General features: G+C 67.7%; 24 protein-coding genes, 1 tRNA gene and 1 riboswitch. Of the genes, 14 read left to right on the top strand and 11 right to left on the bottom strand.

Annotation, left to right across the window (positions count from 1 at the left end; genetic code table 11):
- The first annotated feature begins 10 nt into the window (after positions 1 to 10).
- The gene (locus tag SNOV_RS03280; protein ID WP_013165487.1) at positions 11 to 709 is read left to right on the top strand and encodes a pyroglutamyl-peptidase I; all 699 of its coding nucleotides are present in this window, start codon (positions 11 to 13) and stop codon (positions 707 to 709) included.
- Here SNOV_RS03280 and SNOV_RS03275 read toward each other — a convergent pair.
- Both SNOV_RS03275 and SNOV_RS03270 read right to left on the bottom strand, forming a co-directional pair.
- The gene (locus SNOV_RS03275; RefSeq protein WP_013165486.1) at positions 687 to 995 is read right to left on the bottom strand and encodes a c-type cytochrome; all 309 of its coding nucleotides are present in this window, start codon (positions 993 to 995) and stop codon (positions 687 to 689) included. The genes SNOV_RS03280 and SNOV_RS03275 overlap by 23 nt on opposite strands.
- Before the next feature lie 79 nt (positions 996 to 1,074).
- On the bottom strand, positions 1,075 to 2,361 hold the full coding sequence (locus tag SNOV_RS03270; protein WP_013165485.1) for a PQQ-dependent sugar dehydrogenase: 1,287 nt from the start codon (positions 2,359 to 2,361) through the stop codon (positions 1,075 to 1,077).
- A 351-nt stretch (positions 2,362 to 2,712) separates the two neighbouring features.
- On the opposite strand from SNOV_RS03270, the gene SNOV_RS03265 reads away from it, so the two are divergent.
- The gene (locus SNOV_RS03265) at positions 2,713 to 3,639 is read left to right on the top strand and encodes a sulfite exporter TauE/SafE family protein (protein ID WP_013165484.1); all 927 of its coding nucleotides are present in this window, start codon (positions 2,713 to 2,715) and stop codon (positions 3,637 to 3,639) included.
- Complete coding sequence (locus SNOV_RS03260) at positions 3,636 to 4,406, top strand: TIGR02186 family protein (protein ID WP_013165483.1); 771 nt, start codon at positions 3,636 to 3,638, stop codon at positions 4,404 to 4,406. Before SNOV_RS03265 ends, SNOV_RS03260 begins: the two co-directional genes overlap by 4 nt.
- Here the strand turns inward: SNOV_RS03260 and SNOV_RS03255 are convergent.
- Both SNOV_RS03255 and SNOV_RS03250 read right to left on the bottom strand, forming a co-directional pair.
- Positions 4,403 to 5,812, bottom strand: coding sequence for an AtzE family amidohydrolase (locus SNOV_RS03255; protein ID WP_013165482.1), 1,410 nt, complete (start codon positions 5,810 to 5,812; stop codon positions 4,403 to 4,405). The genes SNOV_RS03260 and SNOV_RS03255 overlap by 4 nt on opposite strands.
- Before the next feature lie 11 nt (positions 5,813 to 5,823).
- Positions 5,824 to 6,018, bottom strand: a complete 195-nt coding sequence (locus tag SNOV_RS03250) for a DUF4089 domain-containing protein (protein WP_013165481.1) — start codon at positions 6,016 to 6,018, stop codon at positions 5,824 to 5,826.
- A 177-nt stretch (positions 6,019 to 6,195) separates the two neighbouring features.
- On the opposite strand from SNOV_RS03250, the gene SNOV_RS03245 reads away from it, so the two are divergent.
- The 5 genes from SNOV_RS03245 (at position 6,196) to SNOV_RS03225 (ending at position 7,915) form a co-directional block, all read left to right on the top strand.
- Positions 6,196 to 6,272: transfer RNA gene (locus SNOV_RS03245), tRNA-His, on the top strand.
- Positions 6,273 to 6,392: 120 nt separating this feature from the next.
- A complete protein-coding gene (locus SNOV_RS03240) occupies positions 6,393 to 6,770 on the top strand; it encodes an A1S_2505 family phage non-structural protein (protein WP_013165480.1) in 378 nt (125 codons plus the stop codon).
- Positions 6,771 to 6,896: 126 nt separating this feature from the next.
- A complete protein-coding gene (gene rpsU / locus SNOV_RS03235; RefSeq protein WP_013165479.1) occupies positions 6,897 to 7,172 on the top strand; it encodes a 30S ribosomal protein S21 in 276 nt (91 codons plus the stop codon).
- 182 nt (positions 7,173 to 7,354) lie between these two features.
- Complete coding sequence (locus SNOV_RS03230; protein WP_013165478.1) at positions 7,355 to 7,564, top strand: cold-shock protein; 210 nt, start codon at positions 7,355 to 7,357, stop codon at positions 7,562 to 7,564.
- 126 nt (positions 7,565 to 7,690) lie between these two features.
- The gene (locus SNOV_RS03225; protein WP_013165477.1) at positions 7,691 to 7,915 is read left to right on the top strand and encodes a hypothetical protein; all 225 of its coding nucleotides are present in this window, start codon (positions 7,691 to 7,693) and stop codon (positions 7,913 to 7,915) included.
- A 2-nt stretch (positions 7,916 to 7,917) separates the two neighbouring features.
- On the opposite strand, the gene SNOV_RS03220 is transcribed toward SNOV_RS03225, so the two are convergent.
- The 3 genes from SNOV_RS03220 to SNOV_RS03210 all read right to left on the bottom strand — a co-directional run bounded on the left by SNOV_RS03220 (position 7,918) and on the right by SNOV_RS03210 (position 9,490).
- Complete coding sequence (locus SNOV_RS03220) at positions 7,918 to 8,067, bottom strand: hypothetical protein (RefSeq protein WP_013165476.1); 150 nt, start codon at positions 8,065 to 8,067, stop codon at positions 7,918 to 7,920.
- A gap of 112 nt (positions 8,068 to 8,179) precedes the next feature.
- Positions 8,180 to 8,560 carry a lysozyme inhibitor LprI family protein gene (locus SNOV_RS03215; protein WP_013165475.1) on the bottom strand — a complete coding sequence of 127 codons (381 nt, stop codon included), beginning with the start codon at positions 8,558 to 8,560 and terminating at the stop codon, positions 8,180 to 8,182.
- Positions 8,561 to 8,656: 96 nt separating this feature from the next.
- The gene (locus SNOV_RS03210) at positions 8,657 to 9,490 is read right to left on the bottom strand and encodes a universal stress protein (protein ID WP_013165474.1); all 834 of its coding nucleotides are present in this window, start codon (positions 9,488 to 9,490) and stop codon (positions 8,657 to 8,659) included.
- Between the two features lie 165 nt (positions 9,491 to 9,655).
- On the opposite strand from SNOV_RS03210, the gene SNOV_RS03205 reads away from it, so the two are divergent.
- The 6 genes from SNOV_RS03205 (at position 9,656) to clcA (ending at position 16,238) form a co-directional block, all read left to right on the top strand.
- Positions 9,656 to 10,408, top strand: coding sequence for an ABC transporter permease (locus tag SNOV_RS03205; RefSeq protein ID WP_013165473.1), 753 nt, complete (start codon positions 9,656 to 9,658; stop codon positions 10,406 to 10,408).
- 91 nt (positions 10,409 to 10,499) lie between these two features.
- A complete protein-coding gene (locus SNOV_RS03200; protein ID WP_013165472.1) occupies positions 10,500 to 11,402 on the top strand; it encodes a sensor domain-containing diguanylate cyclase in 903 nt (300 codons plus the stop codon).
- Entirely contained in the window at positions 11,399 to 12,589 is a 1,191-nt protein-coding gene (locus tag SNOV_RS03195; protein ID WP_013165471.1) for a winged helix-turn-helix domain-containing protein, read from the top strand. The genes SNOV_RS03200 and SNOV_RS03195 overlap by 4 nt, the downstream gene beginning before the upstream one ends.
- Positions 12,590 to 12,639: 50 nt before the next feature.
- Positions 12,640 to 12,755: riboswitch (TPP riboswitch) on the top strand.
- A gap of 65 nt (positions 12,756 to 12,820) precedes the next feature.
- On the top strand, positions 12,821 to 13,771 hold the full coding sequence (locus tag SNOV_RS03190; RefSeq protein ID WP_013165470.1) for an ABC transporter substrate-binding protein: 951 nt from the start codon (positions 12,821 to 12,823) through the stop codon (positions 13,769 to 13,771).
- Between the two features lie 202 nt (positions 13,772 to 13,973).
- Positions 13,974 to 14,774, top strand: coding sequence for a phytanoyl-CoA dioxygenase family protein (locus SNOV_RS03185; RefSeq protein WP_013165469.1), 801 nt, complete (start codon positions 13,974 to 13,976; stop codon positions 14,772 to 14,774).
- A 171-nt stretch (positions 14,775 to 14,945) separates the two neighbouring features.
- Positions 14,946 to 16,238: a H(+)/Cl(-) exchange transporter ClcA gene (gene clcA, locus SNOV_RS03180; RefSeq protein ID WP_244412843.1), complete on the top strand. Its 1,293-nt coding sequence runs from the start codon at positions 14,946 to 14,948 to the stop codon at positions 16,236 to 16,238.
- A 6-nt stretch (positions 16,239 to 16,244) separates the two neighbouring features.
- Here clcA and SNOV_RS03175 read toward each other — a convergent pair whose 3' ends face one another.
- The 4 genes from SNOV_RS03175 to phnC form a co-directional block, all read right to left on the bottom strand.
- Positions 16,245 to 17,996 carry an ABC transporter ATP-binding protein/permease gene (locus SNOV_RS03175; protein WP_013165467.1) on the bottom strand — a complete coding sequence of 584 codons (1,752 nt, stop codon included), beginning with the start codon at positions 17,994 to 17,996 and terminating at the stop codon, positions 16,245 to 16,247.
- 266 nt (positions 17,997 to 18,262) lie between these two features.
- Positions 18,263 to 19,084: a phosphonate ABC transporter, permease protein PhnE gene (gene phnE, locus SNOV_RS03170; RefSeq protein ID WP_013165466.1), complete on the bottom strand. Its 822-nt coding sequence runs from the start codon at positions 19,082 to 19,084 to the stop codon at positions 18,263 to 18,265.
- Between the two features lie 144 nt (positions 19,085 to 19,228).
- On the bottom strand, positions 19,229 to 20,230 hold the full coding sequence (phnD, locus tag SNOV_RS03165) for a phosphonate ABC transporter substrate-binding protein (RefSeq protein WP_013165465.1): 1,002 nt from the start codon (positions 20,228 to 20,230) through the stop codon (positions 19,229 to 19,231).
- A 15-nt stretch (positions 20,231 to 20,245) separates the two neighbouring features.
- Positions 20,246 to 21,103, bottom strand: coding sequence for a phosphonate ABC transporter ATP-binding protein (gene phnC / locus SNOV_RS03160; protein WP_013165464.1), 858 nt, complete (start codon positions 21,101 to 21,103; stop codon positions 20,246 to 20,248).
- Between the last annotated feature and the right edge of the window lie 244 nt (positions 21,104 to 21,347).

The following is a 21,347-nucleotide window of genomic DNA, read 5'->3' as shown; positions in this document are numbered from 1 at the left end:
GCTGACCGACATGCGCCACCGACAGGCTCCGCGCATTCTCGTCACCGGCTTCGGCCGCTTCCCCGGCATGCCGGCCAACCCTTCGTCCGGCCTCGCCTCCGCGTTGGCACGCAGCCGGCGGCTGCGCAGCGGGCAGGTCGAGGCGCGCATCCTGCCGACGCGCTGGTCGGAAGCGGAAGGCTTTCCCGCCGTGCTCGACGCCGCCCCCGATATCGTGCTGATGCTCGGCGTCGCCGGACGGCGTCGCCATGTCACCATCGAGCTCGTCGCGCACAATGCCACCGGCCTCTTACCAGACGCCGCCCGCGCCCGCCCAATCGCGCGCCGGCTTGAGCGGAACGGGCCGGAGCGGCGGCGCCTCGGTGCCGCGCCGATGCCGCTCCTGCGTGCGCTGCGCGAGGCCGGCGCGCCGGCCCGGCTGTCGCGCGACGCCGGACGCTATGTCTGCAACGCGCTGGCCTGGCGCGCCTATGCTTGGGCGCAAGCGGGGTCACGGGCGGATGGCGGGCAGCGGCTCGCGGTCTTCGTCCACATTCCGCGGGCCGGCGTGATCCCGACGGCGACGCTGAAGCGTGCGCTGGCGGCGCTCCTTGTCGCCCTCGCCGGCCAGTACCGGCCGGTAGAGCCGCGGTCGGTAGTGCCGAAGGAGCAGGGTGACGCCGCGCTGGCGGCTTCCCAAGGTCCCCTTACTGCGGCGGCTGGACGGTGACCTTGATCGACGAATACCAGGCGGCGAGGTTAGCGATGTCGGCGTCGCTCAGGGCCTTGGCCACCACCGTCATCATCTCGTTGCTGCGCGCGCCGGAACGAAAGTCCTGCATCGCCTTGACGAGATACATCTCCTGCTGACCTGCCAGGTTCGCCGCCGTCGGAAGCTGGGCGATCCCGTCCTGCCCGTGGCAGACGGCGCATTGCGAGGAGGCCTTGATGCGGCCGGCCTTGGCGTCCTGCGCCAGCGCCGGCGCGCAGGCGACCGATGCCGCAAGGAGCGGCATGCAGAAAGTCCATTTCATTCGATGATTCCCGGCATTGAGAGGTCCCCGCGGCCCCTGAGGGCCGCGGGGTGATGGAGGCTCACTCGCCGTAGGAGATGCGGTAGATCGCACCCGAGGTGTCATCCGCCACCAGCAGCGAGCCGTCATTGAGCTGCGCCACCGCCGCCGGACGGCCAAGATATTCGCCGTTCGGCGTCAGCCAGCCGGAAGCGAACACCTCCGTCTTGGCCGCCGTGCCGTCGTCCTTCAGCGAGGTGAACATCACCCGCGCGCCAACCGGGGTGGTGCGGTTCCACGAGCCGTGCTGCACCGAGAAGATGCCGCCGCGATATTTCTGCGGGAACTGCGAGCCGGTGTAGAAGGTCATGCCGAGGTCGGCAGCGTGCGCCGGCATCTCGACCTCCGGCTTCACCGCATCAGCCGGCGGCGCCTGGTCCTTGTATTCGACGGTGCGGACGGAGCCGCCGCCGAAATAGGGGAAGCCGAAATTCTGGCCGGGCTTGGTCGAACGGTTCAGCTCGCCGGGCGGGATGTCGTCGCCCATGCCGTCGACCTGGTTGTCGGTGAACCAGAGGGTCTTGTCCTTCGGGTTGAAGTCCATGCCCACCGAATTGCGGATGCCGGTAGCATAGACCTCGCGGTTCTTGCCGTCCCGGTCCATGCGCACGATGCCGCTCATGCCGACCTTCTTGTAAAGGTCCAGCTTCTCCGGCGCAAAAACGTTGAAGGGCTGGCCAAGGGTTATGTAGAGCTTGTCGTCCGGGCCAATACGGCACACGCGTGCGGTGTGGTTGAAGGATTCCTCGCCCGGCGGAATCAGGTCGCCCTGCTTCACGACGTTGAAGGCGGCGACGTCCGGCCCCTCGTAGAAGAACTCGGCCGCCGGGAACAGCAGCACGCGGTTCTGCTCGGCGACGAACAGGAAGCCGTCCTTCGAGAAGCAGACGCCGTTGGGCAGCTTGAAGTTGATCGAGGGCGCGAACACCTTGACCTCGTCGGCGACGCGGTCCTTGTCGCGATCGGTCACCGCCCAGACCTTCGCCTTGCGGGTGCCGACGAAGACGACCCCGGTGGTCGGGCCGACCGCCATCTCGCGGGCGTCGGGAACGATGGCGTAGAGCGAGATCTTGAAGCCGTCCGGCAGCTTGATGTTCGAGAGCGTCTTCTTGAACGCGTCGACCCGCGGGCCGGTCTGCGGCACCGACTCCATCTCCATGGAGGCGCCGGTGGTCTGGAAGTTGGAGAGCTTCTCGAGATTGTCGGTCGACTGCTGCGCGCTCGCAGGGCCGGCGATCATCATGACGCCCGCGAGCATGGTCGAAGCCAGCAGCGCAGCGGAACGCTGGCCGCGCCTGAATATAGACATGGGGTATCCTCCTAAGCGTACCGGGCTTCGTACGGGCCCGTTTGCGGTGGGCACGCTAGCACGCAGCCCGCGAACGTTAAGTCAGCACCGATGTCCTATTAGACTTATTTCTAATATTACCTTCGCTTCATCGAATGGAACATTCTCGAATGTAATATCCCAATACTACAAGTTCCTTATGTTTCCCTTAGATTGCGCGGAGTACTTTATTGGTAATAATGTACTCCAGATAAAACTGCTGAAGCCCATGATTCCCCCGCCTTGCGACGGGCGGAGGCCACGATCCCCCACAGCGGGGCGAATCCTGCTAAGCCCTTGGCCGGAACGCTCTCCGCGTGCGGGAACCCGCCAGTGACGATCTATCTGCCGATCGCGGAACTGCCCGTGAACATCTTCACCCTCCTCGCTCTGGGGATCGCGGTGGGCTTCATCTCGGGCATGTTCGGGGTCGGCGGCGGGTTCCTGATGACGCCGCTGCTCATCTTCCTCGGCGTGCCGCCAGCGGTAGCGGTGGCGAGCGTCTCGACCCATATGGCCGCCTCCTCCTTCTCCGGCACGCTCACCTATCTGCGGCGCGGGCTGGTCGACGTGCATCTCGGGCTGGTGCTGCTGGCAGGAGGCCTTACCGGGACACTGGGCGGCGTGCTCACCTTCATGGTGCTGCGCCGCTACGGCCAGCTCGATCTCGTCATCGCCATCACCTATATCGCGCTGCTCGGCACCATCGGCACGCTGATGGTGGTGGAGAGCCTGCGGGCGCTCCTGCGCGAATGGCGCGGCGAGAAGGCCTCGGTGGCGCGACCCGGCGCGCACCCGCTGTTCCTGAGGCTGCCGTTCAAGATGCGCTTCCGCCAGTCGCACATCTATGTCTCGGCGATCCCGGTGGTCGCGATCGGCTTCTCCATCGGCTTCCTCGGCGCGCTGATGGGCATTGGCGGCGGGTTCATCCTGGTGCCGGCGCTGATCTATCTTCTGCGCGTGCCGACCCTCACCTCGGTCGCCACCGCGCTGATGCTGACACTGGTGACCATGGCCGCCGCCATCGTGATGCACGCGGTGCTGAACCAGACGGTGGACGCCGTACTCGGCCTCGTGCTGATGGTCGGCGGCACCATCGGCGCGCAGTTCGGCAGCCGCGCCGGCCAGTCGATGAAGGCGGAGAATCTGCGCCTGCTGCTTGGCCTGCTGGTGCTCGCGGTCGGCATCCGGGTGGCGGTGGACCAGACGACCAAGCCCGCCGACCTCTACGCCGTAACCATCGACGAGAGCGCACCATGAGGCGTGCCGGCGCTCTCCTTCTCGCCTTCTTCGCGCTGATCGGCGCGGCACGCGCGGAAAGCCTGATCCTGTCGCTGTCGAAGCAGCGCATCACCATCACCTCCAGCTTCACCGGTGACAGCATCGTGCTGTTCGGCGTCATCGAGCCCAACGCGGCACCGGGCGAAGCAATGAAACCGAACGACGTCGTCGTCACCGTGCGCGGGCCGAACGAAAGCTTCGTCACCTGGCGCAAGGAGAGGCGCTTCGGCCTCTGGATCAATGTCGACAGCCGCTCCTTCCTCGCCGCACCGTCCTATCTCGCCGTGCTGAGCAACCGTCCGCCGGCGCAGATCGCCGATGCCGACACGCTCCGGCGGGAGCAGGCGGGCTTCGCCAATAACCGCCTCCTACAGCGCGTCGGCAGCGACTATGCCGACGTCGTGCCGGGCGATCCGTTCCGGCAGGCCTTCCTGCGGGTGAAGCAGGCCCAGGGCCTCTATGTCGAGAACACAGCCGGCGTCGATTTCATCGCTCCCCACGTCTTCCGCGCGGTCATTCCGGTGCCCGGCATCGCGCCCGTCGGCACCTATGAGGTGGTGGTGAAGAGCTTCGTCGACGGGGCGCTGGCCCATCGCGGCATGCTGAACCTCGAGGTGGCCAAGGTCGATTTCGAACAGGCGGTCGCGACCGCCGCCGAATATCATCCCTGGCTCTACGGCATCGCCACCATGCTCGGCGCGCTCGCCGTCGGTTTCATCGCCAACCTCGTGTTCCGGAAGGACTAGACCACCGGCTCCGGTGCGAAGGCGACGCCCGCCTTCTCCAGCACCCGCGCGGCCCGCAGCGCGACGTCCTCGCGCCACGGCGTGGCGATGAGTTGCACCGCGATAGGCAGGCGCTCGCCGGTCGGGATCGGCGCCGCCGCCACTGGGAGGCCGATGAAGGAGATCGGCTGGGTGTAGATGCCGATATTCGGCCGCACCAGCATCTCGCGCCCGTCGAGCACGAAGGTCTTCTGCCCGCCGCGTGGCGCCGGCACGGGCGTCGCCGGCGCGATCAGAACGTCCCACTCGGCGAACAGTTCCAGCGCCCGCTCACGGAACCAGCGGCGGAAGATCTGCGCCCGCTGGACCCAAGCTCCCGGCAGCACCGCGCCGGCCAGTAGCCGCTCGCGCACCGCCGGATCGAAATCGCCGGGGCGCTGGCGCAGGCGCTCCATATGCAGCGCCGCGCCTTCCGCCATGGTGATGATGTAGGCAGCCGCCCGCGCCCGCTCGACCTCGGGCAGATCGACGGTCCTTGTCGCGCCAAGCGCCTTGGCGGCACGTGCCACCGCCTCATAGGCCTGCGGCGTGCCCTGCCTCGCGAACCAGCCGCCGAGCACGGCGACGCGCAGATCCCCCGGCGCATCGAGCGTCGGCAGCGTCGGCGCGGCCGGCCTGTCCGCCTGCGCCGGATCGTCCGGATCCAGTCCCACAAGCGCGTCATAGGTGGCAGCGAGGTCGCCGACATGGCGGGCGAAGGGGCCGAGGTGATCGAGGCTCGCCACGAAGGGAAAGCTGCGCGCTCGCGACAGCCGTCCATAGGTCGGCTTCAGCCCGAATATGCCGCAGAAGGAGGACGGCACGCGGATCGAGCCATTGGTGTCCGAGCCGAGCGAGAACGGCACCAATTTGCCACCCACCGCCGCGCCGGAGCCGCCCGAGGAACCGCCTGTCATGTGCTCGGGATCGTGCGGATTGGCCGAGCGGCCGTCATGCAGGTTCTCGCCGGTGAAGTCATAGGCATATTCGCCCATGCTCAGCCCGCCGAGGCAGACCGCCCCAGCCGCGCTGAGCCGTTCGACCAGCGTCGCGTCGCGCGCGGCCGGCGGGCGGTCGCGGTTGATCTTCGAGCCGGCAAGCGTCGGCAGACCCTTGAGATCGAACAGGTTCTTCACCGCGAAGGGCACGCCGGCGAGCGGGCCGAGCGCCCTGCCCGCCGCCCGCGCGGCGTCGATGGCGTCCGCCTCGGCAAGCGCGCGTTCGGTCGTGACGTCGGTGAAGGCATTCAGCACCGGATCGACGCCGGCGATGCGATGCAACGCTGCCTCGGCAACCGCGCGGGCACTCACCTTGCCGCTGCTCACGGCGGCGGCGAGTTCGAGCGCGGGACCGGCGAGGAGGCGCGCCGCCTCAGGATCGACTGTCATGTGGGTGGCGCTCACGGCACATAGACCGGGGCCGGCTCGGCCTCGTCGGGCAGCGGGAACGCGGTGACCAGCTTGGCCATGACGACCGCCGTCTCCAGATGCATCAGCACCCGTGGCCGCAGATCCGGCTCCAGCGGCAGCCCGGCGATCTTCAGTCCCGCATCGAGAAAGGCGCCGAGATCGTCATCCGCCTGCCGTCCGTCCATCGCCCGCTCCCACGCTCATGTCCCGCGCCAGCATACAGGAACCGTGCCATGGGAGTTGCCCGACAGGGCGCGTCGTTGCGGATTTCCGCGATGGTGCTGTGCAACGCGACCGCGCGGCGTTGTATAACGGCTTGCAAAGCCGGGGCCGCTTAATTAGGTTCCGCGCCGTTCTGGCACGCAGCTGTAGCTCAGTTGGTTAGAGCGCCGGTCTGTGGAACCGGAGGTCGGTGGTTCGAGCCCACCCAGCTGTACCAGAGAGAACTCCGCAAGCTCGAAGAGAAACACGGCCCGCGCAGCCTTCCGCCGCCGCCCGTTGATCCACGCTTGACGCTCGCCGCTTGCATCCGTCACAGAGGACGGAAGGAGAGCCGGCCATGGAGCGCAACCCGATCTTCGTCTTCGGTTCCAACCTCGCCGGCATACATGGCGGGGGCGCGGCGAAGTGGGCCTATGAGAATCGCGGCGCGGAATGGGGCGTCGGCTTCGGCCTGACTGGCACCGCCTTCGCCATCCCGACGAAGGACTGGAATATCGAAACCCTTCCGCTGAAGGAGATCGAGAAGTTCGTCCGACGCTTCCTCAAATTCGCGCAGGCGCGGAGCGACCTCACCTTCCAGCTCACGCCGATCGGCTGCGGCCATGCCGGCTACACGCCGGTTCAGATTGCCCCGATGTTCAAGGACGCACCGGCCAATGTGATGCTGCCGGACGAATTCCGCGCCATCCTCGCGCCCGACCAGTCCAGGCCGTGAACCGCCGAACGAACCTCCGCCTTTGCTTTATGACGCTGCCGCCCCATATAAGAGGGGTAGTGCGTCAATGTCGGCGCCTGCGAGAGCCGCGGGGTTCCACTCCAGGCGGCGAGGATTGGATGTAGTTTGCAAGTTCTGGTACGCGACAACAATGTCGATCAGGCACTGCGAGTGCTGAAGAAGAAGATGCAGCGCGAGGGCGTCTTTCGCGAGATGAAGGCACGTCGTGCCTATGAGAAGCCCTCCGAGCGCAAGACGCGGGAGAAGGCCGAGGCGGTTCGCCGGGCGCGCAAGGCCGCGCGCAAGCAGGCCGTCCGCGAAGGCCTCATCGCCGCGCCGAAGAAGCGGGTCGTTGCCGGTCGCCCGGCGCCGCGCGGCACGGAACAGACCGCTGCGAAATGATATTTCGCGCCTCCCTTGAAGGAAGCGCGTGAATACCCTATGTTGAAGACATCGATCTTGGACGTTGAAATTTGTCCTGCGCCATGTGCGCCGTTGCGAACTTCCTCTCAAATCGATGCAAAATGAGCGTTCGTCGACGTGGCGGACGATCGGTTATCTATGTCGACTGAAAGGATTTCGTCATGGCGACAGGTACTGTGAAGTGGTTCAACAGCCAGAAGGGCTACGGCTTCATTCAGCCGGACGCGGGCAGCAGCGATGTGTTCGTGCACATCTCGGCGGTGGAACGCGCCGGCCTGAGCACGCTCAACGAGGGCCAGAAGGTTTCCTACGAGGTCGAAGCCGACCGTCGTACCGGCAAGTCTTCCGCCGCCAATCTTCGGGCGCTCTGAACGGCTGCTTCCGGCCTTTGACCACGGATGTACTGGCATTGGCCGTGTAGGCGATCTGGAGCGTTAGGCTCTTGCGAGAAGGTCGGGGGAACCCGGCCTTTTTTCGTTTCGAAGGAGACAGACATTATGGAGAAGATCACCCGGGAGACCGCTTTCAAGCCCGCGCCGTCGAAGAGTGAAAGCAAGGCCGACGCGATCTCCAAGGCCGCGCTCGCCATCATCGACCAGGAAGTCGCGGCCCGCGACGAGAAGACTGCCCGGCTGCGTGAGGCCCGGCTGGCCAAGGAAGCCGCCGAACGCGCCGCCGAGACCGCCGCCAAGCGCCCGCACAAGGCCGTGAGACCGCGCTGAGCCTATCGCGCGTCGCAGATGTAGAGCGCCATGTCGGCGCCCGCCTCGCGCAACTCCGTCCATACATCCGGACGCACGCGGATGCGCGTGCCCATCTTGCGCGCATAGGCCATGGCGAACCTGTCCGCCGCCCGCGCCCTTTCCACCGACATGATCGATCTCCCTCTTCCGGCGAGAGGGTCCATGCAAGCACGCGGCCAGCGCCGGTGGCGGCTCAGTTCGCCGACGGGATGCGGGCGAGCAGCTCCTGCCTGCGCGATTGCGTCAGCGCCAGCACGCATTGCTGCTACGCGGCCGTGGTGCCGCTGCCGAAATGCCATTCCGCACCGATAGGTCGAACTTGCAGTTGGCGTCGCGGTAAGCGATCCAGGCGCGCTGGGCGGCGACGAGATTGTCGCGCCAGGTCGCCTTCGGGTCGGACGGTGTCGCGTCCTGGTCGATCGCCGCCAGCATCTTCTGATAGGCGGCGTTCAGCGCCTTGTCGGCCTCCGCCGCCTCCTTGGTGAGGCAATCCTCCATGGCGTAGCCGTCGAGCTTGTCGCAGTTCGTTTGCGGGTTCCACTGCGCCCATACCGGGCGCGGCGCCGCCCATGCGAGCATCGCCGCAGCGGCAAGGCAGCACAAGCGCGACAGATGGCCGGACATTCTTCCCTCCCCAAACGCGAACGGGCCGGTCACACGGACCGGCCCGCCAGAACCAACCGCTTCCGGTGTCAGCGCAACAACGCGCTGCAACCGCCATCAGTGCGCCAGGAAGAGCGGCACCGTCATGCGCTCGAGGATGTCGCGCGTGACGCCGCCGAGCACGAATTCGCGCAGGCGCGAATGGCCGTAGCCGCCCATCACCACGAGGTCGATGTCGCGCGCCGCCACTTCCTTGAGCAGCACGTCGACGATGCCCTCGTCGCCCGACGGCACCAGCCGGCGCAGCTCGACCGTCTTCTCGTGCCGCGCCAGATGGCGGGCGAGGTCGGCGCCGGGCAGCTCATCGGCCTTCTTCTTGCCGGTGACGACCACCGCCGCCTCGACGAGGTTGGCATGGGCGAGCAGCGGACGCGCCTCGGCTACCGCCCGTGCTGCGGCGCGGCCGCCGTCCCAGGCGACGAGGATGCGCTTGGCCGAGAACGGCTTCTGATAATTGCGCGGCACCAGCAGCACCGGCCGGCCGGAATCGAACAACACGGCCTCGGTGATCACCTCCTCCGCGCCCATGCGCTCGGGATCGGCCTGGCTGACGATGGCGAGGTCGTAGAGCCGCGCCATCACACCGATCTGCTCCGCCGCGCCGCCCGGCGTGCCGTCGACCGTGCGGATCTCGCCGGGCAAGCCGAGCGAACGCGCCGCCTCGCCGAAACGCTCCACCGCCAGCTGCGCCAGCCGCTGGCTTTCCACCCGCTGCGCCTCGATGAAATCGGTCGAGAAGGCCTCGGTGTAGACCGGCGGCACGTCGATCTCGTAGCTGACGGCGACGCCGGTAAGGTGCGCGCCGAGCGCCGCGGCGGCCGAGGCGGCATAATCCACCGCCGTGTCCGGGCCTTCGCCGATGCGCAGGCTGACGAGAATGTCCTTGATCATCTGTTTCCTCCACTCATTACCTTCGACCACGCTGCTCATAGACAAGTGTGGCCGCATTGACGGGCGTCAAGTAGTACCGCGGCTCGGCGGCGGGCATAGCGGCAACGGTCGCGCAGCCGCGGCCTCGCGGCTATAAGGGCGGAAACGGATGCAGGGATTCACCGGATGGCCGCCATAGGGCGCGCGTTCGCCGTTACCGCCCTTCTGCTCGGCCTATGGGAGGCGGCGGTACGACTTCTCAATGTGCCGGCCTATATCCTGCCGGGCCCGCTACGCATCGGCGCGGCTCTCTGGGACAATGCCGCCATCCTCGCCCACAACGCCGCCATCACGCTCGGCGAGATGCTGCTCGGACTCGTCTGCGGCTCGGTGCTCGGCATCGCCTGCGCGCTCGCCATGGCGGCCTCGCCGCTGGCACGCCGCATGATGCGCCCGGTGCTGCTGGTGGCCCAGGCTCTGCCCGTCTTCGCCATCGCGCCGCTCTTGGTGATCTGGTTCGGCTTCGGCCTCGCCTCCAAGATCGTCATGGCGAGCCTGATCATCTTCTTCCCCGTCGCCTCCGCCTTCCATGACGGGCTCGCCCGCGCCGAGCAGAGCCTCGTCGACATCGCCCGGCTGCACGGGGCCGGCACGCTGGCGACGCTGCGCTACATCCGCATCCCCTCCGCCCTGCCCGCTCTCGCTTCTGGCCTGCGCGTCGCCACCGCCGTCGCGCCCATCGGCGCGGTGGTCGGCGAATGGGTCGGCGCGTCGGCGGGGCTCGGCTATCTGATGATCTATTCCAACGCCCGCATGCAGACCGACATGGTGTTCGCGGCCCTCGCCATATTGCTCGCCGTCGCGCTGCTGCTCTTCGCCTTCGTCGACAAGGCGCTGACCCGCCTCGTGCCCTGGGCGCCGGAGACCGTGCCGGCCTGAGAAGCGCACATATGAGGAGCGCAGAGCGGTGGGCTTGCACGGCATCGACCTTGCGTGGACGATATTGTCGTTGCCGATCCTGTGAGGATCCATGATCTCGCGCCAGGTCATCTATGAAGCGCTTGTCGACGTGTTCGAGCTCTCGCCGGTGGCCATCTGCATTTCGACGGCGGAACATGTCTCGCGCTACATCATGGCCAATCCGGCCTATCTCGCCATGATCGGACGAAGCTGGGAGGAGATCGCCGGCCAGCCCATGTATCTCGATACGGTGCGGGCCCTCGATGACCCGGCGCGGCTGCGCCGCATCCACGCGTTGGACACGGTGGGCCTGTACGAACTCGAGGAGGTCGACCTGCGGCATTCCTCCGGCCGCATCGTGCCGACGCTCATCTCGACGCAGCGCCGCACCATCGATGGCGAGCGGTTCGACATCGAGATCATCATCGACAACTCCCAGCGGAAGGCATTCGAGCGGAGCCTGCTCGAAGCCGCCTATACCGATGTGCTCACGGGCCTGCCGAACCGCGCCGCCTTCGACCACCGGCTGAGCACGTTGCTGGAGCAGCGACCGCCCGGCGAGGGCATCTGCCTCGCCTATATCGACCTCAACGGCTTCAAGTCGATCAATGACGGCCACGGCCACGCCACCGGCGACCGCGTCCTGCGCCAAATCGCCGACCGGCTGCGCTCCCATGCCGATCCGCAGCACTTCATGGCACGGATTGGCGGCGACGAGTTCGTGCTGCTCTCCACCTTCGCGCAAGAGAGCGCACCCTGCATCGAGGACATGCAGATCCTGGCCGAGGCGCTCTGCGCGGTGATGGACACGGACGGACAGCGGCTCGCCATCGGCGCCGCCATGGGTGTCGTCATCACCCGCGAGGCGATCGACGCCGATGCGCTGATGCGCGGGGCCGATGCGCTGATGTACGCCGCCAAGGCGACGGGCCGAACCGTCGCGGTGAACCTGAACTGGATCGGCAACGCGTGAGCCTGCACCTCTCCAACGTCGACGCCCGCCGCATCTTCCTCGCCAAGCAGGGCCTGAGCCGTCCCCGCGGCCCGCTCACCAAGGCGGGGCTGCTGGAGCTCATCACCGACCTCGGCTTCGTGCAGGTCGACAGCATCGCGACGGTCGAGCGCGCGCACCACCACATCCTGTTCGCCCGCAACCCGAACTACAGACGCGAGCAGCTTTCCCGCCTGATCGAGAAGGACGGAGAGCTTTTCGAGCATTGGACGCATGACGCGTCCATCATTCCCAGCGCCTTCTTCCCCTATTGGAAGCACCGCTTCGCCCGCTCCCGCGAGACGCTCGCCGCGCGCTGGCGTCAATGGCACGAGAACGGCTTCGAGACCTACATCGACCACGTATTCGAGCGGGTGAAGACCGAAGGCCGCCTGATGGCGCGCGACTTCGAAGCGGAAAAGCGCCCGCCCGGCGGATGGTGGAACTGGCACCCGGAGAAGACCGCGCTCGAATATCACTGGCGCACCGGCAATTTCGCCATCGCCGGCCGCGAGGGCTTCCAGAAGGTCTACGACCTCGCCGAGCGGGTCATCCCCGCACGCTATTATGCCGGCGAGGTCTCGCGCGAGGAGTTCGTCGACTGGGCCTGCACCTCGGCGCTGGAGCGGCTCGGCTTCGCCACCCATGGCGAGATCGCCGCCTTCTGGGGCCTGCTCACCCCGGATGAAGCGCGTGCCTGGGTGGCAGCGAATGCCAGGCGGCTTGAACCCGTGCTGATCGCCCCGGCCGACGGCACACGCCCGCGCGCCTCGCATGCGTTCAAAGGCAGCGGCGACGCCTTCGCCGCCCTGCCCGCGCCGCCGCCGCGTCTGCGGGTGCTCAACCCTTTCGACCCGCTGCTGCGCGATCGCAACCGCACGGAGCGCCTGTTCGGCTTCAACTACCGCATCGAGGTGTTCGTCCCCGCGGAAAAGCGGGTCTGGGGCTATTACGTCTTCCCGCTGCTGGAGGGTGACCGGCTGGTCGGGCGCATCGACATGAAGGCCGACCGCAAGGCCGGCACGCTCGACGTGCGCCGGCTCTGGCTGGAGAAGGGCGTGCGCGCCTCCAAGGCCCGCCTCGCCGCCCTCGACACTGAACTCGCCCGCCTCGGCACGTTCGCCGGGGTCGAGCGGACGGTGTATCTGGACGGGTGGCTGGGGGAGTAGCCCTCCCCTTAGCCGGCAATTGCCCTGGCATGTCAGCGATGCTAGCGTGCCGCGCATCCGAGGGGTGTCCCGCCGACCGCAAGGTCCAGGGGCTGAGATGGCATCCGCCAGACCCTTTGAACCTGATCCGGGTCATGCCGGCGAAGGGACGGAACGACGGCCGGGTCGCATCGCGCCCGAGCGGATTCCCCCGAAAGCTCATGCGCCGGATCTCCGAATGGGAGGAGATCCATGTTCAAGACCATCGCCCAGACCGCTGCGGGTTGCGCCGTGGCCCTCGCCTTGTCGCTCGCCCCCGCAAGTGCCGCCGACAAGCTCACCGTACTGCTCGACTGGTACATCAACCCCGACCACGCGCCGCTGATCGTCGCCAAGGAGAAGGGCTTCTTCCAGGCGCACGACCTCGACGTCGAGCTCGTCGCCCCGGCCGATCCCTCCGCCCCGCCGCGCCTCGTCGCCGCCGGACAGGCGGACGTCGCGGTGAGCTACCAGCCCAGCCTCTACCTCTCGGTGAAGGAAGGCCTGCCGCTGGTGCGCTTCGGCACGCTCGTCTCGACACCCCTCACGGCGCTCGTGGTGCTGAAGGACGGCCCGATCAAGTCCATCGCCGACCTCAAGGGCAAGACGGTCGGCTATTCGGTGGCGGGGCTGGAGGACGCGCTGCTCGGCACCATGCTGGCGAGCGCCGGGCTGAAGCCGACCGACGTCACCATGATCAACGTCAACTTCGCCCTCTCCCCGGCGCTCGCCGCCGGCAAGGTCGACGCCGTGATCGGCGCCTACCGCAATTTCGAGCTCACCCAGATCAAGCTTGAGGGCAAGGAGGGCCGCGCCTTCTTCCCCGAGGAGCACGGCGTGCCGGTGTTCGACGAACTGATCTATGTCGCCCACAAGGACAAGCTCGCCGATCCGCGGCTCAAGCGCTTCCTCGCCGCGGTCGAGGACGCGACCATCTATGTGCTCAACCACCCGGACGAGGCGTGGGGCGTGTTCGTGAAGGCCAACCCCAAGCTCGACGACGAACTCAACCGTACCGCCTGGACCGACACGCTGCGCCGCTTCGCCCATGCGCCGGCGGCGCTGGACGCTGGCCGTTATGCCCGCTTCGGCGAGTTCATGAAGAGCCATGGGCTGATCGACAAGGTCGAGCCGGTGGCGACCTACGCGCCGGCGCTGCCGTGAGCCGACCTCTGTTTCTCCCGGTTGCCCCAGCGGCAATCGGGAGCTAGGTTGCACCCGCCATGATGATGATCCGCAACATTCGCGCCGTCTTCCAGCTCGGCTGATCCCGCTTCTCCGCGCACCGAGAACCGGATCGGCGCGTCCTGCGCGCCGCGAATGCCGCCTGCCGCGCGCGCTGCGCCGGCACTCATCAGGTGATCTCATGCCGAACGACTTCTCTTGTCCCCGCCTCGGCGCGGCGGATATCGAACGCTTCATCGCGGACGGCCTCGTCCGCATCGACCACGCCTTCCCGACGGAATTGGCTGCCGATTGCCGCGCCATCCTCTGGCGTGCCACCGGCTGCGACCCGAACGACCCCACGAGCTGGACGCAGCCGGTCATCCGCATCGGCCACCTCGCACTGCCGCCCTTCCGCGCGGCGGTGAACACCCCGACACTGCACGCGGCCTTCGATGCCCTGGTCGGGCCGGGCCGCTGGCTGCCATGCGGCGGCCTCGGCACCTTCCCGATCCGCTTCCCCTCGCCCGACGATCCGGGCGACGACGGCTGGCACATCGATGTGAGCTTCGGCACCGAGGCGCCGGACTTCATGCAGTGGCGCGCCAATGTCCACTCGAAGGGACGGGCACTGCTCATGCTGTTCCTGCTCTCCGACGTCGGCGAGGCGGATGCGCCGACGCGCCTGCGCCCCGGTTCGCATCTCGACATCGCCCGCCGGCTCGCACCGCATGGCGAGGACGGGCTGACGCTCGGCGAGCTGGCGGCGAGCGGCTTCGAGGATGCGCCCGGCCATGGCGAGGTCCTCGCCACCGGTGCGGCGGGCACGGTCTATCTGTGCCATCCCTTCCTCGTCCACGCGGCACAACCACATCGGGGCATGCGGCCGCGCTTTCTCGCGCAGCCGCCGCTGCTGCCGGCGGCGGAGTTGCGGATCGACCGGGAGAGCGGCGATTTCTCGCCAGTCGAGCGGGCGACGCGGCGCGCGCTCGGCCTCGGCTGATGTCGTTGGAGGGCGCTCAGGCGCCCTCCACTTGGCTTCCCCAACGGATAGGGCGTTCCGATCGCCCGGAATGACCGTTGCGTGCTTCCGGCTCCCGCCCGCCGATGCTACCCATGGCCGAGGCTCGAACGACCGCGAGGGGCAGGAATGGGGAACGGGGGATATCATGTCGTGGCCGCGCTGGTCGGTGCGGCGGTCGGCGTCCTCGGCTCCGCCTTCCATCTCAGCGTCGAAGGCCTGATGACGGGCTGGCCCGCCTTCCTGCGCGACACGCTCCAGCTTTCCGGCCCGGGGCTCTATGTCGCCGGCGGCCTCGCCGCCGCCGCGATGACGGTCGTCGCGCTCTGGCTGGTGCGCGCCTTCGCACCCGAGGCGAGCGGCTCCGGCGTGCCGGAGATCGAAGGCGCGATGGAAGGGCTGCGCGAGGTCCGCTGGCATCGCGTGCTGCCGGTGAAGTTCGTCGGCGGCGTGCTCTCGCTCGGCTCCGGCCTCGTGCTCGGCCGCGAGGGGCCGACCATCCATATCGGCGCCTCCGTCGCCAAGGCCGCCGCCGATCTCTCGCGCCTGTCCGGCACCGACATGCGCGGCCTGCTCGCCGCCGGCGGCGCGGCGGGCCTCGCCGCCGCCTTCAACGCGCCGCTCGCCGCCGTGCTGTTCGTCATCGAGGAGACGCGCCGGCAGTTCCCCTATTCCTCGCGCACCTATATCGGCGTGGTGCTGGCCTCGCTCGCCAGCGCCATCGTCACCGAGTACCTGACCGGCAATGTGCCCTATATGGCGCTGCCGGTGTCGCAGATGCCCTATGGCGCGCTGCCGGCCTTCATCGGGCTGGGCGTCGTGCTCGGCGCGGTGGGCGTCGCCTTCAACCGCACGCTGGTCTGGTCGCTGGACCATGTGCGCCGTCTCGGCCAGCGCCGCTCCTTCTACATCTTCCCCGCCGTGGTTGGCCTCATCGTCGGTGTGCTGGTCTTCGCGCTGCCAGAGGCGACGCAGGGCGGCGAACTGCTCGCCGTCCATCTTGCGAAGGAAGCCCCAGGGCTCGCGCTGCTCGCCTTCATCGTGCTGCTGCGCTTCGTCATGACCATGGCGAGCTACTCCACCGGCGTCGCCGGCGGCATCTTCGCGCCGATCCTGGCGCTCGCCACCACGGTCGGCCTGCTCTACGGCTCGGCGCTGGAGACGATGGTCATGCTACCCGCCGATACGCTCACCGCCTTCGCCATCGCCGCCATGGGCGGGCTGTTCGCCGCCACCATCGGCGCGCCGCTGGTCGGCATGGTGCTGGTGATGGAGCTCACCGGCGCCTATGCGGTGCTGGTGCCAGTGATGCTCACCGCCATCTTCGCCAACATGGTGGCGCAGTGGCTCGGCGGGCGGCCGATCTACGAGATCCTGCTGGAGCGCACGCTTGCCATCGAGGCGGAGGCGCGCGCCGCGGAAGCCAACGCCGCCGCGGCGCGCTGAACCCGTCTATTCCGCCACCGCGAGCTGGCCCGGCGCGACCGCCAGCACCGCCGGTCCATCGGCGCCGCGCTTGAGCTCGATATGCCGCTCATGCAGGTCGAGCAGCGTAGAGCGGTGACCGATGGAGAGCATCGCCGTGTCCGGCAGGCGCGCCCGCAGCATGCGGTAGAGCGCCGCCTCGCCGGCCTCGTCGACCGCCGAAGTCGCTTCGTCGAGCAGCAGCACGTCCGGCTTCACCAGGAGCGCGCGGGCGATGGCGAGCCGCTGCTGCTCGCCGCCCGACAGGATCGCCGGCCACAGGCCGCGCTCGTCGAGCTGCCCGGAAAGGTCCGGCAGGCCCACCGCTTCCAGCGCCTCGCGCATCTCCTCGTCGGAATGCACCTCCATCGGGTCGGGATAGGCCAGCGCGCCGCGCAGCGAGCCGATCGGCAGATAGGGTCGCTGCGGCAGGACGAGTACCCGCGCGCCGTCCGCCACCGCCACCTCGCCATGGCCATAGGGCCAGATGCCGGCGATAGCGCGCAGCAGCGTGCTCTTGCCGCTGCCGGAGGCGCCGGTGAGCAGCACCCGCTCGCCGCGGCCGATCGCCAGCCCGTCGACGGTGAGCAGGGCGCGCCCGTCCGGCAAGCGCACCTCCATCTGCGCCACCGCGAGCGGCGCCCCGCCTTTGCCCGGTACGCGGGAAAAGTCGCTGGCGAGCGCCTGCGCCTGCGTCGCCATCACCGAGCGCTCGAAGCCGACGAGACGGTCGACGATGGATTTCCATTCGGCGATCTGTGCATAGGCGCTGATGAAGAAGGAGAACGAACCCTGCACCTGCCCGAAGGCGGAGCCGGTCTGCATCAGCTGGCCGAGCTGGATCGCGCCGGAGAAATAAGCCGGCGCCACCACGACGAAGGGGAAGATGGTCGAGAGCTGGCCATAGCCGGAGGTGAACCAGGTCAGCCGCTTCTGCGCGATCATGATGCCCCAGTAGTTGTTCACCACATGGGAGAAGCGGGCGAGCAGGCGCTCGCGCTCCACCGGCTCACCCTCCATCAGCGCGATCTGCTCGCCATTCTCGCGCACGCGCACCAGATCGACGCGGTAGTCCGCCTCGTAGCGCTGCTGGTCGAAATTCAGCTTCACCAGCACGCGGCCGATGAGATGCGCGAGCAGCGTGCCGAGCGCCGCATAGGCGAAGGCGGCCCAGACCAGATAGCCGGGGATGTTCCACGAGCCGCCGAACAGGTTGAAGGAGAAGCTGCCGGACAGGCCCCACAGGATGACGGCGAAGGAGGCGAGCGTCATCACCGCGTTGAGCAGGCCGAGAAACAGGCCGATGGTCTGGTTGATATAGGCGCGGATGTCCTCGGCGATGCGCTGGTCCGGGTTATCGGCCGCATCGCCCTTCAGCCGCATCCGGTAGTGGGTCTCATCGGCGAGCCAGGCGGTGAGGTATTTCTCCGTCATCCAGGTACGCCAGCGTATCTCCAGCCACTGCCGTAGATAGACCTGATACACCGCGACGGCGATGGCGCAGGCGGCGATGCCGGCGAAGACCCAGAGCTGATGGGTGAAGGCCGCATAGTCCTTGTTCTGGATGGCGTCGTAGAACACGGCGTTCCAACTGTTGATCAGCACGGTCGCATAGACCCAGCCGACCTCCATCGCCACCACCGCCGCCAGGAGCGCGAGCCCCCTCCATCGGTCCTCGCCACGGAAATAGGGGATGGAAAGCCGCCAGACATCGGCGATGAGGGTGACGATGGTGCGCAAGGAAGCCTCTCCGGAAGGCGGGACAGTGCGGCGGAGCATACGCCGCGCCAGGCTCGCCGGACGGTTTCCGGCAGATTAATCTTTGGAGAGGTTGGAGGCCGTTATCGCAGTGGCGCTGAGCGAGCGTGAGCCGCCACAGGGAACGTCATGGCCGGACTTGATCCGGCCATCCATGTCTTGGGCTTCAAGTTGGATCTCCGGGTCAAGCCCGGGGATGACGGCGGGCGCGTGGGCAGGGCGACGCGGATGCCGGTTCGCGACTCGCTTCAGATGAAGCGCTTGCGGACGCGCTGGCTCGCCATGTCGAGCACGGAAACCGTGACGATGACGATGATCAGGATCGCGGAAGCCTGCGAATACTGGAAGCTGCGCATCGTGTCGTTGAAGGTGAGCCCGATGCCGCCGCCGCCGACGATGCCGAGCACGGTCGCGGAGCGGACATTGGATTCGAAGCGGTAGAGCGCATAGGAGATCCACAGTGGCAGCACCTGCGGCAGCACGCCGTAGATGATCTCCTGCAGCCAGGTGCCGCCGGTGCCACGAATGCCTTCCACCGGCGCCGGGTCGATCGCCTCCACGGCTTCGGAGAACAGCTTCGCCACGATGCCGGTCGTGTGGACGAACAACGCGAGCACGCCGGCGAAGGGGCCGAGGCCGACCGCGGCAATGAAGATCAGCGCGAAGACCAGTTCGTTGATGGCGCGGCAGGCGTCCATCAGTCGGCGTACCGGAAAGACGATCCATGCCGGCGCGACATTGTCGGCGGACAGGATGCCGAGCGGGATGCCGGCGATGACGGCGAGCAGCGTACCCCAGATGGCGATGGCCAGCGTCTCGACCATGTCCTTGGCGTAGAGGTCCCAATAGGTGAAGTCGGGCCTCAGGAAATCGGCGCCGAGCGTGGCCATGTTGCCGGCGTCGCGCACCAGCTGCCCCGGATTCATCTCGGCCTCGTGCCAGGCATAGACCAGCACCACCACGGCCAGGGCAGCCAGCGCGAGGCGCACCAGGCGGGTGGCAAGCGGTGTCACGGGTGGCGGCGGCATGGTGCTCGTCGCGGCGCGGTGGACGGCATCGGTGGCGAACATGGAAGCCTCGCGGTTCGGCATTGCGGGCGACGGACGAGGTCGTGCCCGCGTCGTCTCGGCAGGCTCCCGGAGCCGCCGCGAGGGGCCGCTCCGGGATGCGTTCGGTCAGGCGAACGAGCGGCCCCAGCGGGCCGCCCATGGCAATCACATGCTCGGAACCTTCTTCATCTGCTCGTCGAGCGCGGCGAGCTTGGCATCGATTTCCTTGAGCTGCTTGGCCTTCTCGTCGGCCGAGAGCTTGTCGCTGGCCTCGACCTTCAGGCGGGTCTTGAACAGCTCGAGCTGGCGGATCGGGTAGAGCTGGGCGTTGGACGAGGGAACGAAGGTGCCCCAGCCGTCCGAGGTCTTGGCCAGGATCGCGCGCTGGCGGGCGACTTCCTCATCCGAGCCGAGGCGGCCATAGGTGAGGAAGAAGGTGTAGATCTTGGCCTTCATGTCAGCCGGCAGGTCAGTGCGCCACACCAGCGGGTCGGACGGGATGAGCGGCGAACGCCACACTTCCTTGAGCTTGGCGGCCTCGGCCGGGCGGACGTCCTTCAGACGGTCCATCGACTCGGTGTTGTTGGTGGCGATGTCGACCTGCTTGTTGGCGACCGCGAGGGCGTTGCCCTCATGGTTGGAGACTACGACGCGCTTGTAGCACTTGTTCGGGTCGACCTTGTTCAGCGCGAACACATAGTAGCTCGGCACGAGGTTGCCGGAGGTCGAGTTCGGATCGCCATTGCCGAAGGTCAGGCCCTTCGAGCAGTCGACCACGTCCTTGAGATTGTTGACGGCGTTGTTGTCGGCATTGGTGATGATGAGCGAGTAGTAGCCCTTGGTGCCGTCCGGCTTGGTCGTCTGGACGAAGATCTCGCCGCCGGCGCGGTCGACCGCTTCCATGGCCGACTTGTTGCCGTACCAGGCAAGGTCGACCTTCTTGAAGCGCATGCCCTCGATGACGCCGGCATAGTCCTGCGCGAAGAAGGCCTTCACCGGCACGCCAACGGCCTTTTCGAGGTCCTTCAGCATCGGCTCGAAGCTCTTGGCGAGGCCGGCCGAGGACTCGGTCGAGATGATGCCGAAGTTCAGCTCCTTGACTTCCTGCGCCGCCAGCGGGGCGGTCAGGCCAGCCAGCACGAGGCCGGCCGCGAGAATGCGCTTCATGGTCTTCGCTCCTGTCTAGGATACGGTCTGGGACGAGGGGATTTCCGCGGGCGCGCCCGTCCCGGGCGGCACGGTCACGGCAAACTGGCTCGGCAGGATCAGCTCCTCGGCGCTGGCGCCGTAGAGCTCAGTGAGGAAGGCGGCGTTGATCTGCGCGGCCGGGCCGTCGAACACCACGCGGCCGGCATTCATCGCGATCACGCGGTCGAAATAGGCGGTGGCGTAGTCCACCTGATGCAGCGAGACCACGAGGGCGATGCCGTGGTCGCGGCTCATCGTCACCAGCGTGTCCATCACCCGCTTGGCCGACTTGGGGTCGAGCGAGGCGATGGGCTCGTCGGCGAGCACGAGGCGGGCGCCCTGCACCAGCGCGCGGGCGATGGCGACGCGCTGCTGCTGGCCGCCGGAAAGCTCGCGGGCACGCTTGGCGGCATGCTGGGCGATGCCGACCTCGGCGAGCGCGGCATAGGCGGTACGGCGTTCGTCGGAATTGAACAGGCCGAGTGTTCCGCGCAGGGCGCTCATCCGCCCGAGCGCGCCAACCAGCACGTTGGTCATGACCGAGAGACGCCCGGCCAGGGCGAACTGCTGGAAGACGAGGCCGATATTGCGCCGCGCCGCACGCGCCTCGGCGGCGAGCTTGCCGCCTTCCTGCACCCTGAGGCCGTACGCCTGCACCGCGCCGGTGCCGCGGCCCTGCGCATCCGCGAGGATCAGGCCGGAGGCGAGACGGATCAGCGTGGACTTGCCGGAGCCCGAGGCGCCGATCAGCGCCACGCGCTCGCCCTCCCGGATCGTGAGCGAGACATTGTCCACGGCGCGCATGGCACCATAGGTCTTGGTCACGCGGTCGAGTTGAAGCGCTGCCGCCATCGGATCTCCCGCCGGCCATTGAAGGACCGGCTTGGGGTAACGGCGCGGCATGACGGGTGGATGAAGCTCAGATTACAATTCGATGACGTGTGGAGCGCAGACGGCGCATCGCTTTGGCGGGGGACGCGGCGAAACCACCGACACCGCTCCGGCACGCATCGGGTTTACCCAGCGATTTCAATGATGCCCGACGACCCCGATCCGACCCGCATCGTCACAATTGCAGGGGACGGTATCATCGCCC

Source organism: Ancylobacter novellus DSM 506 (genome assembly GCF_000092925.1).
In the GTDB taxonomy this organism is placed as follows: domain Bacteria; phylum Pseudomonadota; class Alphaproteobacteria; order Rhizobiales; family Xanthobacteraceae; genus Ancylobacter; species Ancylobacter novellus.
This window is presented reverse-complemented; position numbering and strand designations above follow the sequence as displayed.